This window comes from Paraburkholderia megapolitana, from assembly GCF_007556815.1.
Classification (GTDB): domain Bacteria; phylum Pseudomonadota; class Gammaproteobacteria; order Burkholderiales; family Burkholderiaceae; genus Paraburkholderia; species Paraburkholderia megapolitana.
Genome location: NZ_CP041745.1, coordinates 4,228,471 through 4,249,070, shown reverse-complemented (window position 1 = coordinate 4,249,070; position 20,600 = coordinate 4,228,471). Strand labels below are relative to the sequence as shown.

The 20,600-nt window shown below is 63.7% G+C and carries 20 protein-coding genes; 14 read left to right on the top strand and 6 right to left on the bottom strand.

Annotated features, from left to right (window positions below):
- Position 1 precedes the first annotated feature (1 nt).
- The 9 genes from ahcY to FNZ07_RS32355 all read left to right on the top strand — a co-directional run bounded on the left by ahcY (position 2) and on the right by FNZ07_RS32355 (position 9,848).
- Positions 2 to 1,423, top strand: coding sequence for an adenosylhomocysteinase (ahcY, locus tag FNZ07_RS32395; protein ID WP_091017352.1), 1,422 nt, complete (start codon positions 2 to 4; stop codon positions 1,421 to 1,423).
- Positions 1,424 to 1,573: 150 nt separating this feature from the next.
- Positions 1,574 to 1,927: a phage holin family protein gene (locus FNZ07_RS32390; RefSeq protein ID WP_091017354.1), complete on the top strand. Its 354-nt coding sequence runs from the start codon at positions 1,574 to 1,576 to the stop codon at positions 1,925 to 1,927.
- A 34-nt stretch (positions 1,928 to 1,961) separates the two neighbouring features.
- Positions 1,962 to 2,792 (top strand): methylenetetrahydrofolate reductase [NAD(P)H], encoded by an 831-nt coding sequence (metF, locus tag FNZ07_RS32385; protein WP_091017356.1) that lies wholly within the window; start codon positions 1,962 to 1,964, stop codon positions 2,790 to 2,792.
- A 201-nt stretch (positions 2,793 to 2,993) separates the two neighbouring features.
- A complete protein-coding gene (locus FNZ07_RS32380; protein WP_091017358.1) occupies positions 2,994 to 4,625 on the top strand; it encodes an ABC transporter substrate-binding protein in 1,632 nt (543 codons plus the stop codon).
- 119 nt (positions 4,626 to 4,744) lie between these two features.
- Positions 4,745 to 5,755, top strand: a complete 1,011-nt coding sequence (locus tag FNZ07_RS32375) for an ABC transporter permease subunit (RefSeq protein ID WP_091017360.1) — start codon at positions 4,745 to 4,747, stop codon at positions 5,753 to 5,755.
- 9 nt (positions 5,756 to 5,764) lie between these two features.
- Positions 5,765 to 6,682 (top strand): ABC transporter permease subunit, encoded by a 918-nt coding sequence (locus FNZ07_RS32370; RefSeq protein ID WP_091017363.1) that lies wholly within the window; start codon positions 5,765 to 5,767, stop codon positions 6,680 to 6,682.
- A 1-nt stretch (position 6,683) separates the two neighbouring features.
- Positions 6,684 to 7,682, top strand: a complete 999-nt coding sequence (locus FNZ07_RS32365; protein ID WP_091017365.1) for an ABC transporter ATP-binding protein — start codon at positions 6,684 to 6,686, stop codon at positions 7,680 to 7,682.
- Positions 7,679 to 8,695 (top strand): peptide ABC transporter ATP-binding protein, encoded by a 1,017-nt coding sequence (locus FNZ07_RS32360; RefSeq protein WP_091017367.1) that lies wholly within the window; start codon positions 7,679 to 7,681, stop codon positions 8,693 to 8,695. The genes FNZ07_RS32365 and FNZ07_RS32360 overlap by 4 nt, the downstream gene beginning before the upstream one ends.
- Complete coding sequence (locus FNZ07_RS32355) at positions 8,688 to 9,848, top strand: TraB/GumN family protein (RefSeq protein WP_091017369.1); 1,161 nt, start codon at positions 8,688 to 8,690, stop codon at positions 9,846 to 9,848. The genes FNZ07_RS32360 and FNZ07_RS32355 overlap by 8 nt, the downstream gene beginning before the upstream one ends.
- A 23-nt stretch (positions 9,849 to 9,871) precedes the next feature.
- Here the strand turns inward: FNZ07_RS32355 and FNZ07_RS32350 are convergent, their stop codons facing one another.
- The 5 genes from FNZ07_RS32350 to pxpB form a co-directional block, all read right to left on the bottom strand.
- Positions 9,872 to 10,828: a DUF979 domain-containing protein gene (locus FNZ07_RS32350; RefSeq protein WP_091017371.1), complete on the bottom strand. Its 957-nt coding sequence runs from the start codon at positions 10,826 to 10,828 to the stop codon at positions 9,872 to 9,874.
- Positions 10,825 to 11,577: a DUF969 domain-containing protein gene (locus FNZ07_RS32345; protein WP_091017374.1), complete on the bottom strand. Its 753-nt coding sequence runs from the start codon at positions 11,575 to 11,577 to the stop codon at positions 10,825 to 10,827. The genes FNZ07_RS32350 and FNZ07_RS32345 overlap by 4 nt, the downstream gene beginning before the upstream one ends.
- A 174-nt stretch (positions 11,578 to 11,751) precedes the next feature.
- Positions 11,752 to 12,504, bottom strand: coding sequence for a 5-oxoprolinase subunit PxpA (gene pxpA / locus FNZ07_RS32340; RefSeq protein ID WP_091017377.1), 753 nt, complete (start codon positions 12,502 to 12,504; stop codon positions 11,752 to 11,754).
- Positions 12,505 to 12,512: 8 nt separating this feature from the next.
- Positions 12,513 to 13,574, bottom strand: a complete 1,062-nt coding sequence (locus FNZ07_RS32335; RefSeq protein WP_091017380.1) for a 5-oxoprolinase subunit C family protein — start codon at positions 13,572 to 13,574, stop codon at positions 12,513 to 12,515.
- A complete protein-coding gene (gene pxpB, locus FNZ07_RS32330) occupies positions 13,571 to 14,224 on the bottom strand; it encodes a 5-oxoprolinase subunit PxpB (protein ID WP_091017617.1) in 654 nt (217 codons plus the stop codon). Before pxpB ends, FNZ07_RS32335 begins: the two co-directional genes overlap by 4 nt.
- Before the next feature lie 191 nt (positions 14,225 to 14,415).
- Between pxpB and FNZ07_RS32325 the strand changes: the two genes are divergently transcribed.
- Positions 14,416 to 14,928 carry a winged helix DNA-binding protein gene (locus FNZ07_RS32325; protein ID WP_091017382.1) on the top strand — a complete coding sequence of 171 codons (513 nt, stop codon included), beginning with the start codon at positions 14,416 to 14,418 and terminating at the stop codon, positions 14,926 to 14,928.
- A 125-nt stretch (positions 14,929 to 15,053) separates the two neighbouring features.
- Here FNZ07_RS32325 and FNZ07_RS32320 read toward each other — a convergent pair whose 3' ends face one another.
- Positions 15,054 to 15,653 (bottom strand): 5-formyltetrahydrofolate cyclo-ligase, encoded by a 600-nt coding sequence (locus FNZ07_RS32320; RefSeq protein ID WP_245811687.1) that lies wholly within the window; start codon positions 15,651 to 15,653, stop codon positions 15,054 to 15,056.
- Between the two features lie 20 nt (positions 15,654 to 15,673).
- On the opposite strand from FNZ07_RS32320, the gene FNZ07_RS32315 reads away from it, so the two are divergent.
- The 4 genes from FNZ07_RS32315 (at position 15,674) to FNZ07_RS32300 (ending at position 20,589) form a co-directional block, all read left to right on the top strand.
- On the top strand, positions 15,674 to 17,641 hold the full coding sequence (locus FNZ07_RS32315; RefSeq protein ID WP_091017385.1) for a lytic transglycosylase domain-containing protein: 1,968 nt from the start codon (positions 15,674 to 15,676) through the stop codon (positions 17,639 to 17,641).
- 85 nt (positions 17,642 to 17,726) lie between these two features.
- On the top strand, positions 17,727 to 18,680 hold the full coding sequence (locus tag FNZ07_RS32310) for a complex I NDUFA9 subunit family protein (protein WP_091017387.1): 954 nt from the start codon (positions 17,727 to 17,729) through the stop codon (positions 18,678 to 18,680).
- Between the two features lie 29 nt (positions 18,681 to 18,709).
- Positions 18,710 to 19,357 (top strand): glutathione S-transferase family protein, encoded by a 648-nt coding sequence (locus FNZ07_RS32305; protein WP_091017390.1) that lies wholly within the window; start codon positions 18,710 to 18,712, stop codon positions 19,355 to 19,357.
- Positions 19,354 to 20,589: a multifunctional CCA addition/repair protein gene (locus tag FNZ07_RS32300; RefSeq protein WP_091017393.1), complete on the top strand. Its 1,236-nt coding sequence runs from the start codon at positions 19,354 to 19,356 to the stop codon at positions 20,587 to 20,589. The genes FNZ07_RS32305 and FNZ07_RS32300 overlap by 4 nt, the downstream gene beginning before the upstream one ends.
- The last annotated feature ends 11 nt before the right edge of the window (positions 20,590 to 20,600 follow it).

Genomic DNA, 20,600 nt, shown 5'->3' with positions numbered 1-20,600 from the left:
GATGAACGCCGCAGTCTACGATTCCGCAAGTACTCAAGATTTCGCCGTTGCAGACCTGTCGCTAGCCGACTGGGGCCGCAAGGAACTCAACATCGCCGAAACGGAAATGCCGGGCCTCGTGCAGACCCGCGAAGAGTACAAGACCCAGCAGCCGCTGAAGGGCGCACGTGTAGCCGGCTCGCTGCACATGACGATCCAGACCGGTGTGCTGATCGAGACGCTGAAAGCGCTCGGCGCCGATGTCCGCTGGGCGTCGTGCAACATCTTCTCGACCCAGGACCACGCCGCTGCCGCCATCGCGAAGAGCGGCACACCGGTGTTCGCGTACAAGGGCGAATCGCTCGACGAATACTGGGAGTTCTCGCACCGCATCTTCGAATGGCCGAACGGCGAATTCGCCAACATGATCCTCGACGACGGCGGCGACGCCACGTTGCTGCTCATCCTGGGTTCGAAGGCCGAGAAGGACCGCTCGGTGATCGCCAAGCCGACCAACGAAGAAGAAGTCGCGCTGTACAAGTCGATCGCGAGCCACCTCGAAGCCGATCCGACGTGGTACTCGACGCGTCTCGCGCACATCAAGGGCGTTACCGAAGAAACGACGACCGGCGTGCATCGTCTGTATCAGATGGAAAAGGAAGGGCGTCTGCCGTTCCCGGCCATCAACGTCAACGATTCGGTCACGAAGTCGAAGTTCGACAACCTGTACGGCTGCCGCGAGTCGCTCGTCGACGGTATCAAGCGCGCGACCGACGTGATGATCGCGGGCAAGATCGCGGTCATCGCCGGTTACGGCGATGTGGGTAAGGGCTGTGCACAGTCGCTGCGTGGCCTCGGCGCGACGGTGTGGGTGACGGAAATCGATCCGATCTGCGCATTGCAGGCGGCGATGGAAGGCTACCGCGTGGTCACGATGGAATATGCAGCCGACAAGGCCGACATCTTCGTCACGGCAACCGGTAACTTCCACGTGATCGGCCATGACCATCTGAAGGCGATGCGCAACAACGCCATCGTCTGCAACATCGGTCACTTCGATTCGGAAATCGACATCGCGTCGACGCGCCAGTACACGTGGGACAACATCAAGCCGCAAGTCGACCACATCATCTTCCCGGACGGCAAGCGCGTGATCCTGCTCGCTGAAGGTCGCCTCGTGAACCTTGGTTGCGCAACGGGCCATCCGTCGTTCGTGATGTCGAATTCGTTCACGAACCAGACGCTCGCGCAGATCGAACTGTTCACCGAAGGCAACAAGTACGAGAACAAGGTGTACGTACTGCCGAAGCAGCTCGACGAGAAGGTGGCGCGTCTGCATCTGGCGCGCATCGGTGCGAACCTCACCGTGCTGTCCGACACGCAGGCTGGCTATATCGGTGTCGACAAGAACGGTCCGTTCAAGCCGAATCACTATCGTTACTAATAGCGCTACGACATCGTGCCGGCGCCCGCGGCGGGCAATCAAGCCGCGGGCGTCTCACGACGCTGCAGACAGGGCGGCCGGTATCGTGCAACTCACACGGTACCCGGCCGCTTCGCTCAATCCGGACTTCGCGCCTCCAAGGAGCTTGACATGACCGTACTGCTGACCTGGCTCATCAACGCACTCGCGCTGCTGATCATTACGTACCTCGTGCCGTCGATTCACATCAAGAGTTTCGGCACCGCGCTGATCGTCGCGGTGGTGCTCGGGCTGATCAACACGGTACTGCGGCCGATCCTGATCCTGCTGACGCTGCCGGTCACCATCGTCACGCTCGGTCTCTTCATCCTCGTCGTCAATGCGCTGTGCTTCTGGCTGTGCGCGTCGCTGCTGAAGGGCTTCGAGGTGTCGGGTTTCTGGTCCGCGTTCTTCGGCTCGATCCTGTACAGCATCGTGTCGTGGCTGCTGTCCGCGCTGATCTTCGGCAATCGTTCGCTGATCTGACACGCGCCGCTTCTCTTGCCTGGCATCCACATCCATGAATCCGCTAGAACTGTCATTTGAATTCTTCCCGCCGAAGACGCAGGAAGGCGTCGACAAGCTGCGTCTGACGTGTGTGCAGCTCGCGGCGCTCAAGCCGAAGTTCGTGTCCGTCACGTTCGGCGCCGGCGGCTCGACGCAACAAGGCACGCTCGATACCGTCGTCAATATCGCGAAGGAAGGTCTCGAGGCGGCGCCGCATCTGTCGTGCATCGGCTCGTCGCGCGAGAACCTGCGCGCGATTCTCAACGAGTATCGCTCGCACGGCATTCGCCACATCGTCGCGCTGCGCGGCGACCTGCCATCAGGTATGGGTGAAGTCGGCGAACTGCGCTATGCGTCGGAACTGGTGAGCTTCATCCGCTCCGAGTTCGGCGACTGGTTCTTCATCGAAGTGGCCGGTTATCCCGAGTACCACCCGCAGTCGCGTTCGCCGCGTCACGATCTGGAAAATTTCGCGCGCAAGGTCAAGGCCGGCGCGAACTCGGCGATCACGCAGTATTTCTATAACCCGGATGCTTATTTCCGTTTCGTCGACGATGCGCGCAAGCTCGGTGTCGACGTGCCGATCGTGCCGGGCATCATGCCGATCACGAATTTTTCGCAGCTGATGCGCTTCTCCGAGATGTGCGGTGCAGAAGTGCCGCGCTGGGTTGCGCGACAGCTCGAGAGCTTCGGCGACGATCGCGATGCGATCAAGGCGTTTGGGCTCGATGTGGTGACGAACCTGTGTCGGCGGTTGATCGACGGAGGCGCACCGGGGCTGCATTTCTATACGCTGAACGGCGCGGCCGCGACAAAATCGATCTGCGAACGGCTGGGTACCTGAGTAACGGCCGGGCGTGTGCCCGGCCAGGCGCCATTATCTATCCCAAAATCGCGCGCCCCGACCCACAAAACCTCCGCAGACACCCGCCACACCGCGCTCGCGCCGTGCCGCGCGGCGAATTTAGTCCGCTTGTGGCGTCCCGTAAAGCTCAGTAATATCGCGCTACGCTGGCTTTGGCCGGCGCCGAAACCTGGAGGAAACATGAAGCAAAACAAACTGTTGCGCGCGGCACGGCTCACGACGCTCGTCGCGGCCGCAGCGGCATCGATGGCGGGCGCTCAACTGGCGAACGCCGCCGATATCCCGAACAAGACCCTCGTCTACTGCTCAGAAGGCAGCCCTGCGGGTTTCGATCCGAGCCAGTACACCACCGGCACCGATTTCACGGCGAATACATTCACCGTCTATAACCGCCTCGTCGAATTCGAGCGCGGCGGCACCAAGGTCGAACCCGGCCTCGCCGAATCGTGGGACATCTCGCCGGACGGCAAGACCTACACGTTCCACCTGCGTCATGGCGTGAAATTCCAGACCACGGCGTACTTCAAACCCACCCGCGAATTCAACGCGGACGACGTCGTGTTCTCGTTCCAGCGCATGCTCGATCCGAACCAGCCGTTCCGCAAGGCGTACCCGGCATCGTTCCCGTACTTCACCGACATGGGTCTCGACAAGCTGATTACGAGCGTCGAGAAGATCGACCCGTACACGGTCCGTTTCACGCTGAAGGAAGTGAACGCGCCGTTCATCCAGAACCTCGGGATGGAATACGCATCGATCCTGTCTGCTGAATACGCGGATTCGCTGCTGAAGGCCGGCAAGGCCGCCGACATCAACCAGAAGCCGGTAGGCACGGGCCCGTTCATTTTCCGCAGCTATACGAAGGACGCGACGATCCGCTTCGACGGCAATCCGGATTACTGGAAGCCGGGCGCCGTGAAGATCTCGAAGCTGATCTTCTCGATCACGCCGGATGCCGGCGTGCGCGTGCAGAAGTTGAAGCGCGACGAATGCCAGGTGATGAGCTATCCGCGTCCGGCCGATATCGCACCGCTGAAGGCCGAGCCGAACATCGCGATGCCGTCGCAACCGGGCTTCAACCTCGGTTATCTGGCCTACAACGTATCGCACAAGCCGGTCGATAACCTCGTCGTGCGTCAGGCGCTCGACATGGCGATCAACAAGAAGGCGATCATCGAGTCGGTGTACCAGGGCGCGGGCCAGCCAGCGACGAATCCGCTGCCGCCGACGCAATGGTCCTACGACAAGAGCCTGAAGAGCGCAGCCTACGATCCCGACAAGGCGAAGGCGTTGCTCGCGAAGGCCGGTTTTGCGAACGGTTTCGACATGACGCTGTGGGCGATGCCGGTGCAACGTCCGTACAATCCGAACGGCAAGCTGATGGCCGAGATGATCCAGGCCGACTGGGCGAAGATCGGCGTGCGCGCGAAGATCGTCACGTATGAGTGGGGCGAGTACATCAAGCGTGCCCACGCAGGCGAAGACGATTCGATGCTGATTGGCTGGACCGGCGACAACGGCGATCCGGACAACTGGCTCGGCACGCTGCTCGGTTGCGAAGCGGTGAACGGCAACAACTTCTCGAAGTGGTGCTATAAGCCATTCGACGACCTCGTGCAGAAGGGCCGCACGACGCCCGATCAGGCCGAGCGCACGAAGATCTACACGCAGGCGCAGCAGATCTTCGCGCAGCAACTGCCGTTCTCGCCGATCGCGCACTCCACGGTGTATCAGCCGGTCAGCAAGAAGGTGATCGACATGCGCATCGAGCCGCTCGGTTACCTGCGTTTCGACGGTGTCGGCATGCAGTAAGACTTTCGCGTTAAGCTTTTCGCACGGTTAGAAAACTGGTCGAAATGGTCCGGCGACCGGGGTCACAAGCCCTCGTCGCCGGTTGTGTTTTCCGTTCATCAAGACCATAGGGACGAATCATGTTCCGCTTTGTTTTGCGCCGCATCGGGATGGTGATACCGACCTTCATCGGTATTACGATCCTGGCGTTTGCGCTGATTCACCTGATTCCGGGCGATCCCATCGAAGTGATGATGGGCGAGCGTGGAGTCGATCCCGCGATGCACGCCGACGCGATGCACCGCCTCGGGCTCGATGAGCCCCTGCCGATGCAGTACATCCACTATGTGGGCCATGCGCTGCGCGGCAACCTCGGTACCTCGATCATCACGAATACCAGTGTGATGGACGAATTCCTCGCGCGCTTTCCCGCCACGATCGAACTGTCCATCTGCGCGATGCTGTTTGCGTTGATCGTCGGATTGCCGGCCGGCGTGTTCGCAGCGTTGCGACGCGGTACGGTCGTCGATCACGGCGTGATGGGCACGGCGTTGACCGGCTACTCGATGCCGATCTTCTGGTGGGGTTTGATCCTCATCATGTTCTTCTCGTCGAAGCTTGGCTGGACGCCGGTGTCCGGGCGCATCGCAGTCGAGTACGACATTCCGCACGTTACCGGCTTCATGCTGATCGATGCGCTGCTCGCACCCGACGAAGGTTCGTTCAAGTCGGCGCTGAGCCATCTGATCCTGCCGGCAATCGTGCTCGGCACGATTCCGCTCGCCGTGGTCGCCCGCATGACGCGCTCGTCGATGCTCGAAGTGCTGCGCGAAGACTACATCCGTACTGCGCGCGCGAAGGGGTTGTCGCCGGTGCGCGTGATCGTCGTCCATGCGCTGCGTAACGCGCTGATTCCGGTCGTGACCGTGATCGGCCTGCAGGTCGGCACGTTGCTCGCCGGTGCGGTGCTGACGGAAACGCTGTTCTCGTGGCCCGGTATCGGTAAATGGCTGATCGATGCGATTGGCCGGCGCGACTATCCGGTCGTGCAGGGCGGCATCCTGATGATCGCGACGCTTGTGATCGTCGTGAACCTCGTCGTCGATTTGCTGTACGGCGTGTTAAACCCACGCATTCGCCATACGAGGTAGAAAACAGATATGGCCGACCTACAAAATACAATCCCCCAGGCAGTTACTCCCCCCAGCGGTCGAGCGCTGGCCGTCCGCGAATTCTGGGCGAATTTCTCGCGCAACCGCGGCGCCGTCGGTGCGGGTCTGATCGTGCTGGTGCTGATCTTCGTCGCGATCTTCGCACCGCTCATTTCACCGCATAGCCCGATCGAGCAGTACCGCGATTTCGTGAAGATTCCGCCTGCGTGGCTCGACGGCGGTAACTGGAAGTTCATCCTCGGCACCGACGAAGCGGGTCGCGACATCCTCTCGCGCCTGATGTACGGGGCGCGTCTGTCGTTCTGGATCGGCTTTGTTTCTGTGGTGCTGGCGTTGATTCCGGGCATCGTGCTCGGTTTGATCGCCGCGTTCTTCCAGCGCTGGGCCGATACGCCGATCATGCGCATCATGGACGTGCTGCTCGCGCTGCCGTCGTTGCTGCTCGCGGTCGCGGTGGTCGCGATCATCGGACCGGGGCTCGTCAACACGATGCTCGCGATCGCAATCGTCGCGCTGCCCGGCTATGTGCGTCTCACGCGCGCGTCGGCGCTTGGCGAATTGCAGAAGGAGTATGTGACGGCATCGCGCGTCGCCGGAGCGGGCACGCTGCGGCTGATGTTCTCGCAAGTGCTGCCGAACTGCACCGCACCGTTGATCGTGCAGGCCACGCTGGGTTTCTCGTCGGCGATTCTCGATGCAGCCGCGCTTGGCTTTCTTGGGCTGGGAGTGCAACCGCCATCGGCGGAGTGGGGCGCGATGCTGGCGTCCGCGCGCGACTACATCGACAGCGCGTGGTGGATCGTCACGATGCCGGGTCTCTCCATCCTGATCTCAGTGCTCGCAATCAACCTGCTCGGCGACGGGCTGCGCGATGCACTCGATCCCAAACTGAAACGGATGGCATGAGATGAGCAACTTACTGACCATCCGCAACCTGGCTGTGAATTTCAACGGCCTGCCCGCCGTCGATCGCCTCAACCTCGACGTCGCACCCGGCGAAGTAGTCGGCGTCGTCGGCGAATCGGGCTCCGGCAAGAGCGTCACGATGATGGCGCTAATGGGCCTGATCGACGCGCCCGGCAAGGTCAGCGCCGATGAAGTCACGTTCGACGGCAAGGATCTGCTGAACGCCTCGGCGCGAGAGCGCCGCAAGATCATCGGCAAGGACGTCGCGATGGTGTTCCAGGACGCACTGACGAGCCTGAACCCGAGCTACACCGTTGGCTACCAGATCAAGGAAGTGCTGAAGCTGCACGAAGGACTGCGCGGCGACACGTTGAACCGCCGAGCGCTCGAACTGCTCGACCAGGTCGGCATTCCCGATGCGAAGAACCGCATCGGTTCGTTTCCGCACCAGATGTCGGGGGGCATGAACCAGCGCGTCATGATCGCGATGGCGGTGGCGTGCAACCCGAAGCTGCTGATCGCCGACGAGCCGACCACCGCACTCGACGTGACGATCCAGGCGCAGATCATGGAGCTGCTCGTCAAGTTGCAGAAGGAGCGCGGCATGGCGCTCGTGCTGATTTCGCACGATCTTGCGGTCGTTTCCGAAGTCGCGCAGCGTGTCGCGGTCATGTATGCCGGCGAGGTCATCGAGACGAACCGCGTGCCCGATATCTTCGCCGCGCCGCATCATCCGTACACGGAGGCGCTGCTCGCGGCAATTCCCGAGCACAATGTAGGGGCCGTGCGGCTTGCCGCGCTGCCAGGCATGGTGCCAGGGCGCGACGACCGGCCGCGCGGTTGCCTGTTTGCGCCGCGCTGCAAGTACGTTGTCGACGACTGCATGAAGGCGAGACCGGCGCTCGCGCCGCTACCCGACCACAGCGATGCGATGCTCGTCCGCTGTATCAAACCGCTCAACCTCACCACCGATGCAATTCGACACGGAGGCGCACGATGAATGCAGTACCCGAAGCGCGCCGTGACGCGCATCCCGGCGGCCCCGTACTCGTCGCCGAGCAACTGGCGAAGCACTACGACGTGCGCCGCAGCATGTTCAGCAGCGGCACGGTGAAGGCGCTGAACGGCGTGTCGTTTGCACTCGAACGCGGCAAGACGCTGGCCGTAGTCGGCGAGTCCGGCTGCGGCAAATCGACGCTCGCGCGGCAACTGACGATGATCGAGCCGCCCACTTCAGGCCGCCTGCTCGTGGACGGCGAAGACGTGGCCGGTGCCGATCGCGCGAAGGTTGCGGCGCTGCGCCGGCGCGTGCAGATGGTGTTCCAGAATCCGTTTGCATCGCTGAATCCGCGCAAGACCGTCGAGCAGACACTCGGAGAACCGCTCGCGATCAATACGCCGGCAAGCCCGTCCGAGCGCGCCGAGCGGATCGCGCAGATGATGCGCACCGTCGGCCTGCGCCCGGAACACGCGAAGCGCTATCCGCACATGTTTTCGGGCGGTCAGCGCCAGCGTGTCGCGATAGCGCGGGCGATGATCCTCGATCCACAGATCGTCGTCGCCGACGAACCCGTGTCCGCGCTCGACGTGTCGATCCAGGCGCAGATTCTCAATCTGTTCATGGATCTGCAGGAGCAGTTCAAGACCAGCTACGTGTTCATCTCGCACAACCTGTCGGTGGTCGAACACATCGCCGACGATGTGATGGTGATGTACTTCGGCGGCGTGGCGGAGCTCGGTGACAAGCAGCGGATCTTTGCGCATCCGCGGCATCCGTACACGCGGGCACTGATGTCGGCCACGCCGTCGATCTTCGAGGCGGACCGCAGCATCAAGATCAAGCTGCAAGGCGAAATGCCGTCGCCGCTCAATCCGCCGTCGGGTTGCACGTTCCATCAGCGGTGCCCGTATGCGATTGACCGCTGCCGCAGCGAAGAACCGAAGCTGCGCGAAGTGGATGGGCGCCAGGTGTCGTGTCACCGTGCCGAGGAGGTGGGGGAGGCGGATGCCTGAAGCGTCGGCGGCGCGTCGTCCTGCGCGCCGCCTGCGTGAGGGCGGCCGCCGCGCCGTTTTCACGCGGCGCCGGGCGACGCTCGCGCTGGCGTTTGCAGTTGCGTTGAGCTGCGGTTACGCGACATTCGCGCCACACCTGTATTTCTCCGGTTTTCTGATTGCCTCCGCGTATGCAGCCGGTGCGTCGGCCAATACGCCGGGACAAAGCGGACGCACCGCGTTGCCGGCGCCTCCCACACCGCCGCGCGCAACGCTGCCCGGTTTCAATCCGCCACCGCCGGGTGCCGGTACGACAACCAGCGGCCGGGTGCGCACCCAGCCCGCCCGCATGCCGTTCTATGTCGCCACGCGCGGCACGACCACCATCTATCTGCTCGGCACGCTGCACGTCGGCGACCCCGCCGACTATCCGCCGAATCAACCGTTCCGCCGGCCGATTCTCGGCGCGCTTGCCGCATCGCCGACACTCGCGCTCGAACTCTCGCCGGACGACCTGCTCGTGTCGCAGGACGACGTGTCGCGCTACGGTGTCTGTTCGCGGCCGTGCCTGCCGCGACTGCTGCCCGAGCCGCTGTGGCGCAAGCTCGAAGCGCGACTGCGCGGCAATCCGGACGCGCTCGACGAGATCAAGAAGATGCGGCCGTGGCTCGCATCGCTGCTCGTCGAAACCTACGATTCGCTGAGCGCCGGCCTGCAGACCGAATACGGTACCGAGGCGCAACTGCAAAACATCTATCTGCGCTCGAAGGGCAAGATCGTCGGGCTCGAGACATTGTCGGAACAGATGCGCGCGTTCACCGGGCTTTCGCTTGCCCAGCAGCGCGAAATGCTCGCGCAGGACCTCGCGCAGACACCGGCGCAAAACGTCGCGGATGTGGAAGCGTTGCTGCGTCTATGGCGGGTCGGCGACGCGGATGCGATCGCCGCGTGGGAAACCGCGAAGTCGGAAAAGCTCGCACACGATCCGCGCGTGGCTGCGTCGATCGACAACAAGATCGTGTACGAGCGCAATCGACGCTTCGTCGCGCGGATGCTGCTGATCGCCGGATCGAACAAGCCGGTGTTCGTGGCGATCGGCGCATTGCATCTGGGTGGGCCGAAGGGCGTGCTGCAGCTGTTGCGGCAGCACGGGTTTATCGTCGATCCCTACTGAGCACACCGCGATATAAACGGAACTCAGCGGAACATCAGGAAGTTAAGCAGGAAGATATTCACGACCAGCAGACTCAACGCAGTCGGTATCTGCACCTTGATGACCGCGTTCTTGTCCGGCAGTTCGAGCAGCGCGGCGGGCACCATGTTGAAGTTCGCGGCCATCGGCGTCATCAGCGTGCCGCAGTAGCCGGAGAACATGCCGATCGCGACCATCACCGCCGGATTGCCGTGAAACACGTTGACGAGGATCGGTACGCCGACACCGCCCGTCATCACAGGAAACGCCGCGAAGCCGTTGCCCATCACCATCGTGAAGAGCGCCATCCCGATGCAGTACACCGCCACGGCGACGAGCCGGTAGTCGAGGCTGATGTAGGCGGTCGTCACGTGCGCGACCGCCTTGCCGACACCCGCGTCCGAGAACACGAGGCCGAGCATGCCGAGCATCTGCGGCAGCACTGCGGCCCACGACAGCGCATCGACGAGCCGGCGCGTTTCCTTCATCGACTGGCCGACCGTGTCGCGTGTGATCACGCACGCGATGCCGAGCGTAATCACACAGCCGATGCCGAAGCCGATCAGCGTGACGCTCTTCAGCTCGACGAGCGGCACGCCGCCGAACACGAAGTGGCTTGCGCCGAGCGTGATGATGACCGTGACAACCGGAATGGTCAGCGCGGGGATGAAGAGCCGGTTGCCGAGACGTTTCGCGCTGGCCTCGCGCGCTTCGCCGGATAGCACCTTCGGTTTGGCCGCGGTTACGCCGCCGAAACCGGCGATCAACGCCATTGCAATCACCAGCACGCCAACTACCTCGGCGGGCAGGCGGTCGCCGACCAGGAAGATCAGCGCGTACAGAATCCAGAAACCGCCGGCCGTGAAGCGGCGCGGGTGGTCGCGATCGCTGACGATCATCCCACCGACCACCAGCAACACGATGCCGAGCAGCCAGAACAGATAGTTGATGGTGATCGTCATGTGCGGTCTCCCGTGGCCGATTGCGTCGTCGAAGCGTTTGCTACGTTCGTCACGCCGTTATTGCCGCGCAGTTCGCGCTCGAGCCTGCGATCGAGCAGCATCAACCGGAAGCCATGAATCAGGAACGCGCAGATGGCCGTCGGGATACCCCACACCGCGACGTGCAGCGGCTCGACGACGATGCCGAGCTCTTTCAGGAACGTGACCATCAGCACGATCGCGCCGAACGCCACGAAGATGTCTTCGCCGAAGAACAGCCCGACGTTGTCGGTGGCTGCGGCGTAGGCGCGCAGCCGGTAGCGCACCGCATCGCTGAGCTTGCCGAAGCGGGTTTCGGTGGCGCCTTCGGCCATCGGTGCAACGAGCGGACGCACCATCTGCGGATGGCCGCCGAGGCCGGTCAGGCCGACCGCCGCCGTCAGCTCGCGCACGAGCAGATAGACGATCAGCAGGCGCCCGGCGGTAGCCGCCTTGATACCGCCGATCCAGGCCTGCGCGCGCTCGCGCAGGCCGTGCCGCTCGAGCAGCCCGATGACCGCGAGCGGCAGAAAAAGTATGAGCGGGATGTTGCGCGTCTTGATGAAACCGCTGCCGATGGCGGCAAGGATCCGGTCCGGCGGGAAGTGTGCGGCGAGCGCCGTGACAATCGATGCGACCGCGACGATCAGCATCGGGTTAAAGCGCAGTACAAACCCAACGATGATGACGGCCACGCCGATAAGCGGCCATAAATTGACTGTTGTCTGCATTCCGATCTCCAAACGGGTGTTTGCCGGGTGGCTGTCTAGCGCAGCCGACCCGGGCCAGTGCACGGACGTGCCGTGCGCCTTTTTTGCATGCTGCGGCTCTTGGCGGCCGCATGGGTACTGCTTCTCTCGTTAATACGGTTGGTGCGTTGGGTGCGGTGAATGCGGTGGGTGCGCTCAGCCCCGAACCGTCGCAGCCGCCTGCACATCGATACCGGCTTCGTCGAGTGCCGCGCGAATCCGCCGCGCGAAAGCCAGCGCGTGCGGGCCGTCGCCGTGCAGGCAGATCGTCTGCGCGTTCAGCGCGATCCACTGTCCGTTGATTGCCTGCACGCGATGCTCGCGGATCATCGACAGCGTGCGTGCGAGCACGAGTTCTTCGTCGTCGAGCAGCGCACCGGGCTCCTTGCGCGGCACGAGCGAACCGTCGGCCTGATAGCCGCGGTCGGCGAATACTTCTTCGATCGCGGTCAGCCCGGCGTCGCGCGCGGCCGCAACGAGCCCGCTGTCGGCGAGCGCGAACACCGCCATCGACGGATCGAAATCGTGCACCGCCGATACGATCGCATCGGCGATTTTCGGGTCGCGTGCCGCCTGGTTGTAGAGCGCGCCGTGCGGTTTGACGTGCGCGATGCGGCCGCCTTCGGCCTGGGCAATCGCCGATAGCGCGCCCAGTTGATACAGCACGCCGGCGTAGATCTCGCTGGCCGGCAGCTGCATTTCCTTGCGGCCGAAGTTTTCAGGATCGTTGAAACTCGGATGCGCACCGATCGACACGCCTTTCTCGACGGCCCACCGCACGCAATCGCGCATCGCGTTGGCATCGCCCGCGTGCCAGCCGCACGCGATGTTGGCCGAGCTGACGAGGTCGAGCAGTGCTTCGTCGGAGCCACAGCCTTCGCCGAGATCGGCGTTGAGATCGATTTCCATAACGTCCTCTAGAGTTCCTGTAGCGCCGCGGATGCTGTCCGACGCAGGTAGCGTTCCTCGTGCATGGCGATTGCCGCGTCGATCTGCCGCAGATACGTGCGTTCGTCGAGTAGTGCGCGGCGTGCGTCGTCGGGTGTCGTCTCGACGAAGCGCACGCTGCCGTTCAGTTTCGCCTGCGCGAGTTTCCATAAATCGGCGCGAATCACCGCGCCGATTCTCGGATAACCGCCGGTGGTCTGCGCGTCGCTCATCAGGACGATCGGCTGGCCGTTCGGCGGCACCTGGATCGTGCCGGGCAATACCGCGTGCGACAGCAGGTCGGCATTGCGCGTGCGCTTCAGTTCGCTACCGGACAGCCGGTAGCCCATGCGGTTGCTGTTCGGCGTCACGCGCCATTCATCCGACCAGACAGCGTGCTGGGCGTCCGCGGTGAAGCTGTCGTACTCAGGGCCACGCAGCACACGGACCGCTACCGCCAGTGCCTGTCCCGCCAGATGCCGGCCGCGTCGCAGCGGTTCGTCGGCGAGCGCGAACTTGCACCAGGCGGGCGCTTTCACGCCGAACCCAGGCGCGTCGGGCTCGAACCCGGAACCGTTGCGCGCCGACGGCACGCCGACCGGCAGACGGTCGCCGTCGCGCAGCGCACGGCCCCCGAGACCACCGAACCCCGCCGCGAGATCGGTACTGCGCGAGCCGAGCATCGGCAGCACATCGATGCCGCCCGCAATCGATACGTAACCGCGCATACCATGCTTCGCCACTTGCAAGCTCAGTGCCTGCCCGGCCTGGACCGGCAGGCTCCACCACGGATAGACCGGCTTGCCGTCGAGCGTCGCGCTAAAGTCCGCCCCGGTAATGGCGATGCGCGTCGCGCGCGGAAAGCGCAGCACGACGGGCCCGAAGGTGATTTCCAGGCCGGCCGCGTCCGGCCGGTTGCCGACGAGACGATTGCCGACCTCAAGTGAGAGACGGTCCTGCGCGCCGCCCATTGCAATACCAAGATGCCGGTAGCCGTGGCGCCCCAGGTCCTGGACCGTGGTGAGTACGCCCGCGCGGATTACGTCGATCATTCGTGTATCCCCGCAATCGTGAAGCGCACCTGGTCGCCGGGCTGGAGCAGGGTGGGCGGCGTACGTGCCGGATCGAAGAGCGGCACATCGGTACGCCCGATCAGTTGCCAGCCGCCCGGCGACACCGCCGGATAAAGCCCCGTCTGCGCCCCGCCGATACCCACCGAGCCGGCCGGCACCTCGAGCCGTGGCTCCGCGCGGCGCGGCGTGTGCAGCGATTCGTGCAGGCCGCCCATATAGGCGAAACCAGGCTGGAAACCGAGGAAGAACACGGTGTAGTCCCCGCCCGCGTGCCGCTCCACGACTTCCCGCGTCGACAGGCCAGTGTGACTGGCGACCACCGCCAGATCGGGGCCGAACTCGCCGCCGTACTGAACCGGCACTTCGACCGCGCGACCGGCGGCAGCGGAGTTGCCGGCCGCGTCCCATGCGGCTCGCAGCCGCTCGGCCAGCTCTTCGCTAGCGGTTTCGAGCGGATCGAAGACGATGGTCAGGTTGTTCATGCCCGGCACCACTTCCAGCACATGCGGCCAGTCGCGCGCGGCCTGGGCGGCCGCCCAGACGCGCCGCTGGCAATCGAGCGTGGCGGGCGGCGGCGCTTCGCAGACGAGAGCGGTATCGCCGAACGGGAAAATGCGGGGCTGGCTCATGCGCATTCAGGTGGTGTTGGGTGCTGGATTGCCTGCCATCATCCGACGGCAGCCTGCATTCGTGTTGCATAGCGTACATTATCAATAAATTATCTACGATTTATCAATAAGCGTTTTTGCCAGGCTCACATCGGCCTGCAGTCGTCGTACACTCCGGTCACTCCCCTTTATGCGTATTGAAAGCGACTGTCATGGCGCGACAACCGACCAACATCGTCTCCTCGGAACATCTCGTTTCTGAAACGAGCGCGGAACTCTCCGAGCTGGAGTACGGGCTCATCATGGCGAGCAATGCGTTCAACCGCTGGATGGTGCGTTGCATGTCGGCGGCGGGAGAGAAGGACATGACCGCCATCGAGGTCTCGCTGCTGCATCACGTGAGCCATCGCGAGCGCCGCAAGAAGCTGGCCGATATCTGCTTCGTGCTGAACATCGAAGACACCCACGTGGCAACTTACGCACTCAAGAAGCTGGTCGCGAGGGGCTATGTGGAAAGCGAAAAGATCGGCAAGGAAGTGTTCTTTTCGGCGACGGCAACCGGGCGCGACCTGTGCGCGAAATATCGCGAGGTGCGCGAAAGCTGTCTGATCGCCACGCTCAAGGAAAGCGGTTTGACCAATGAGCAGATCGGCGAGGCTGCACAGTTGATGCGCAACGCCTCCGGTCTGTACGACACCGCTGCGCGGGCGGCTGCTTCGCTATAGCTGTCTGATCTGGGACTAGTCTGGCGGGCGGCGGGGGTTCTTCATCGCTTCGCCTCACCTCACCTTACCTTGCCGCGCGTCGTGCAACGTGCGCGGCCTCGGCGCACTCACTACAGTCATTGCATTTAACCGGCGTCGGCGGGATAGACGCCTGCGTCGGTGACGATCGCATCGAGCGGAATGTCGTGTGCTTCGCGTTGCAGCGTGTCGATGCGGCACGCCTCGTACGCGATACCGATTGTCACGGGCTTGCGCGCGCCGGGCCACGCGGCAAGCGTGCGGTCGTAGTAACCGCCGCCGTAGCCGAGCCGATAGCCGTGCGCATCGAAACCGACGCACGGCACGAATAGCAGGTCGGGCAACACGACGCGCGCGGAGGCCGGTTCGGGGATGCGATGGTGACCGGTGCGCATCGGTGTGTCGGGAGCCCACGCGTGGAATTCGAGCGGCGCGCCGCGTTCGGCGACGACCGGCAGACTTGCTTCGCGCGTATCTGCGGTGGCGAGCCAGATTGCGATCGCGCTGCGTGCGTCGAACTCGCCCTCGAGCGGCCAGTAAAAACCAACGCATGCCGGCTCGTAACGCTTTAGCGCATCGAGCACCCGACGGCTCAACGCACGGTTGTGCGCCGGCTCGCGAGCCGCTTCGCGACGCGTTTCGAGCAGCGCCTGACGCAACGCGCTTTTCGAATTTGCCGTGGGGTTGCATGCTATGCTTGGCTTCACTTCGTGCTCCAGAAACAACGATGTCCAAAAGCTTCCATCGAGTATATCGCGCGGCCAGTGTGATGCTTGCCGCCGCGGCGCTTGTCGCATGCAGCACCGCCTCCGCGGTCAAACCGGTTCCGCTCTCCCAACTCACGAACGACGACCAGATCTTCGTTCAGCTTCGCGAGGCCGCACGCAACAACGACCCGGCGCGCGCCGCACAACTGGCGGCGATGATTCCGGATTATCCGGCGCCGTCGTATCTCGAGTACTTCCAGATCAAGCCGCAGTTGTTCGACAACCAGGGGCACGCGCTCGTCGATGCACCCGACGCACCGGTGCTGTCGTTCCTGCAAAAGTACGATGGCCAGGCCATTGCCGACCGGCTGCGCAACGACTACCTCGTCGTGCTCGGCGCGCGACATGACTGGCGCAACTTCGATCAGCAGTACGCGCGCTTCGTGCTGAACGACGATACGCAGGTGAAGTGCTACGCACTCGAATCGCGCGCGTCGCGCGGCGAGAACGTCGCCGATGCGGCACGCGGACTGCTCGTCGATCCGCGCAATTACGGCGACGGTTGCGTCGACCTGATCACCGCGCTGGCGATCAACCAGCAGTTCAGTACCGACGACGTCTGGCAGCAGATCCGCCTCGCGTACGAACAGAACCAGACCACCACCGGTAGCAAGCTGCTCGATGCACTCGGCAACCAGCGACCCGATCCGACGCTGTTCTATCAGGCGGCGAGCACGCCACCGCTGCTGCTCGCGCGCGGTGTCGGTCCCGACTCGCAGTCGCATCAACTGGCGTTACTCGCGATCACGCGGATGGCGCGCAACGATCCGGCCACGGCGGCGGCGACCTTCGCATCGGTGGCACCTTCGCTGAGCACGCCGGAGCGCGCCATCGGCTGGGGCACGATCGGCTATCAGGCCGCGGCGAAGCAGATGCCGGGCGCGGTCGACTGGTACAGGCTGTCGGCGAACGCACCGCTGTCTACGCCGGCCTATGAGTGGCGCACCCGCACCGCGCTGCTGGCCGGCGACTGGACGATGGTGCGCTGGTCGATCGAGCAGATGCCGTCATCACTGCGCAGTCAGCCGGCGTGGATTTACTGGCACGGCCGCGCGCTCAAGCAGGCCGGCGACACCGTGCAGGCCAACCAGGACTTCGAGCAGATTTCGCAGGGCTTTAACTTCTACGGCCAGCTCGCCCTGGAAGAGCTTGGCCAGAAAATCACCGTTCCGCCGAAGACGACGGTTACCGACGCCGAAGTGCAGCAAGCCGCGAGCACACCGGGCTTCGATCTTGCGCAGCGTTTCTATAACCTGAATCTGCGGCTCGAAGGCAATCGTGAGTGGAACTGGCCGCTGCGCAGCATGACCGACCGGCAACTGCTCGCCGTTGCCGAGTACGCGCGCCGTATCGAGCTGTACGACCGCACGGTGAACACGGCCGACCGCACGAAGACCGATCACGATTTCTCGCTGCGTTATCTGTCGCCGTTTCGCGATGTTGTCGAGCGCGATGCGCAGTCGACGGGTCTGGACGTCGAATGGGCGTATGGGCTGATTCGTCAGGAATCGCGCTTCATCATGAACGCGCGCTCCGAAGTCGGCGCAAGCGGGCTGATGCAACTGATGCCGGCCACCGCCCAACTGGTCGCGAAGAAGATCGGCCTCGGCACGATTTCGCGTGCGCAGATGAACGACATCAACACCAACATCCTGCTCGGCACCAACTACCTGTCCATGATCTACAATCAGTTCGACGGGTCCGACGTGCTGGCCACAGCGGGTTACAACGCAGGTCCCGGCCGTCCGCGCAACTGGCGGCAGTCGTTGCAACGTCCGGTGGAAGGCGCGATCTTCGCTGAAGCGATCCCGTTCCAGGAAACCCGCGACTACGTGAAGAACGTCCTCTCCAACACCGTCTACTACGCGGCATTGTTCGAAGGCCGGCCGCAATCGCTGAAGGCGCGCCTCGGCTACATCGCGCCATAAGCGTCGAGGCTGCACCGCCGCCGTGCCACGGCGCGGCGGCATGCGGTGCCGGCCGCTGCCGCGGCTTCCAGTCAGGGAGTCGAAAATGCGACATCAAGCCATTGCGGTTATCGGCGGCTCGGGGTTTATCGGCAGTCATCTTGTCAGCGCGCTTGTCGAGTTCGGCAAGGATGTGCGCATCGCCACGCGCCGTCGTTACAACGCACGCCATCTCACGCTGCTACCCATCGACGTGATCGAAACCGACGTCTACGACCCGGTGCAACTCGCCAGTTTCGTCGAGAACGCGGATGCCGTGATCAACCTGGTCGGCACGTTGTACGGGCGACGCGGCGATCCATACGGCCCCGAGTTCGCACGCGTGCACGTCGAACTGCCGACGAAAATCGCCGCCGCCTGCGAAGGCAAAGGCGTTCACCGGCTGATCCATTTCAGCGCGCTCGGTGCCGCGTCGAACGGGCCGAGCATGTATCTGCGCTCGAAAGGCGACGGCGAAAAGGCGGTGCACGCGTCGTCGCTGGCTACTACTGTGTTCAGGCCTTCCGTCGTGTTCGGCCCCGAAGACGAACTGCTCAACAAGTTCGCGTTCCTGCAACGTGTTTTCCCGTTGATCCCGCTCGCCATGCCCGATGCGAAGTTTCAGCCGGTGTTCGTCGGCGATGTCGCGAAGGCGATTGTCAACGTGCTCGATCTCGACGCTGCGAGCGGCCGCACTTACGAGCTCGGTGGCCCGAGCGTCTATACGCTCGAACAGCTCGCGCGTTATTGCGGTGATGTGATCGGCCGGCACGCGCGCATCGTGCGGTTGCCCGAACCGCTTGCTCGGTTGCAGGCGATGACGTTCGAAATGGCGCCCGGCGAACCGGTCATTTCACGCGACAATCTCGACTCGATGAGTGTCGACAACGTGCTGAGCGCACCGCTCGCGCCCGAACTCGACATCGAACCCGCGAGCATCGAGACGATCGCGCCCGTGTACCTGACCGGCGCATCGCCGCGTTCGCGCTTCAACGCGTTCCGTGCCAATGCAAGGCGCTGACCTTTCCTTCCACTACCTGTGTGTGCCGCATGAAACTGGTTATCGGTGACAAGAATTATTCGTCGTGGTCGATGCGTCCGTGGGTGCTGCTCAAGCACTTCGGCATTCCGTTCGATGAGGTGCCGATCGAATTGCGTGAACCCGGCACGAAGGCCGCGATTCTCACGCACTCGCAGTCGGGCAAACTGCCGTGCCTGATCACCGACGAAGGTTTCGGCGTGTGGGATTCGCTGGCCATCGCCGAGACGCTCGCCGAACGCTTTCCGCAGCATGCACTGTGGCCGCGCGCGGCGACGGCGCGCGCCCACGCCCGCAGCATTAGCGCAGAGATGCACTCGGGCTTTGCCGAATTGCGCCAGAGCATGTCGATGAACATCCGCGCGTCGTTTCCGGGCAAAGGTGCGACACCCGGCGTACTGGCCGACATCGCGCGCATCGAAGCGCTGTGGCGCGACTGTCTCGATACGTATGGCGGTCCGTTCCTGTTCGGTGAGTTCAGCATCGCCGATGCGATGTACGCGCCCGTGGTGATGCGCTTCAATACGTTCCAGCCCGCGCTGTCCGAAGTTGCGAGCGCGTACGCACGTCGCGTCACGGCGCTGCCCGCCGTGCACGCGTGGATCGAAGACGCGTTGCGCGAAACGCACCGCATCCCTAGCGAAGACACCTGCGAATGAATATCTATGCCGTAGGCGGGGCGATCCGCGATGCGCTGCTCGGCGTGCCCGTGCAGGATCGCGACTATGTGGTGGTCGGCGCGACACCCGAGCAGATGATCGCGCAAGGCTACCGGCCGGTCGGCAAGGACTTCCCTGTGTTCCTGCATCCGCATACACACGAGGAGTACGCGCTCGCGCGCACCGAGCGCAAGACGGCGGCCGGTTATCACGGGTTCCAGTTTTTCTACGCGCCAGACGTGACGCTCGAAGAAGACCTCGCGCGCCGCGATCTGACGATCAACGCGATGGCGCGTGAAGTGCGGCCGGACGGCGAACTGGTCGGTCCCGTGATCGATCCGTTCGATGGTCAGGCGGATCTGAGCGCGCGCGTGTTCCGGCATGTCAGCGACGCGTTTCTCGAAGATCCGGTGCGGATTCTGCGCATCGGGCGTTTTGCTGCGCGCTTTACCGATTTCACCGTAGCACCCGAAACGATGGCGTTGATGCGCAGCATGGTCACTGCCGGCGAAGTCGACGCACTGGTGCCGGAGCGCGTGTGGCAGGAAGTGTCGCGCGGGCTGATGGAAAAGCGGCCGTCGCAGATGTTCGATGTGTTGCGCGCCTGCGGCGCGCTTGCGCGAATCTTGCCGGAGGTCGATGCGTTGTTCGGTGTGCCGCAGCCCGCCGCACACCATCCGGAGATCGACAGCGGCGTGCACGTCATGATGGTGGTCGATCACGCGGCGGCGCAGGGTTATGCGCTCAGCGTGCGCTTCGCGGCGCTCACCCACGATCTCGGCAAGGCGACCACACCAGCCGACGTGCTGCCGCGGCATATCGGCCACGAAGGGCGCAGCGTCGATCTGCTCAAGCTGCTATGCGAGCGGCTGCGAGTGCCTAACGAATGTCGCGATCTGGCCGTACTGGTCGCGCGCGAGCACGGCAATATTCATCGCGTGATGGAGCTCGGTGCCGCGGCGCTGGTGCGGTTGTTCGAGCGTAGCGATGCGCTGCGCAAGCCGGGGCGTTTCGCCGAAGCGCTGCAGGCCTGCGAGGCCGACGCGCGTGGGCGGCTCGGTTTCGAGGCGCGCGAGTATCCGCAGGCGGAGCGGTTGCGGATCGCGCTCGTGGCAGCGCGTGCGGTCGATGCAGGCGCGGTTGCCAAAGCCCATGAGGACAAGCCGGCGCAGATCAAGGATGCCGTGCATCGCGAGCGGGTGCGGGCGGTTGAGGCGGCGTTGAAGTCTTGAAGGCTCGCCTG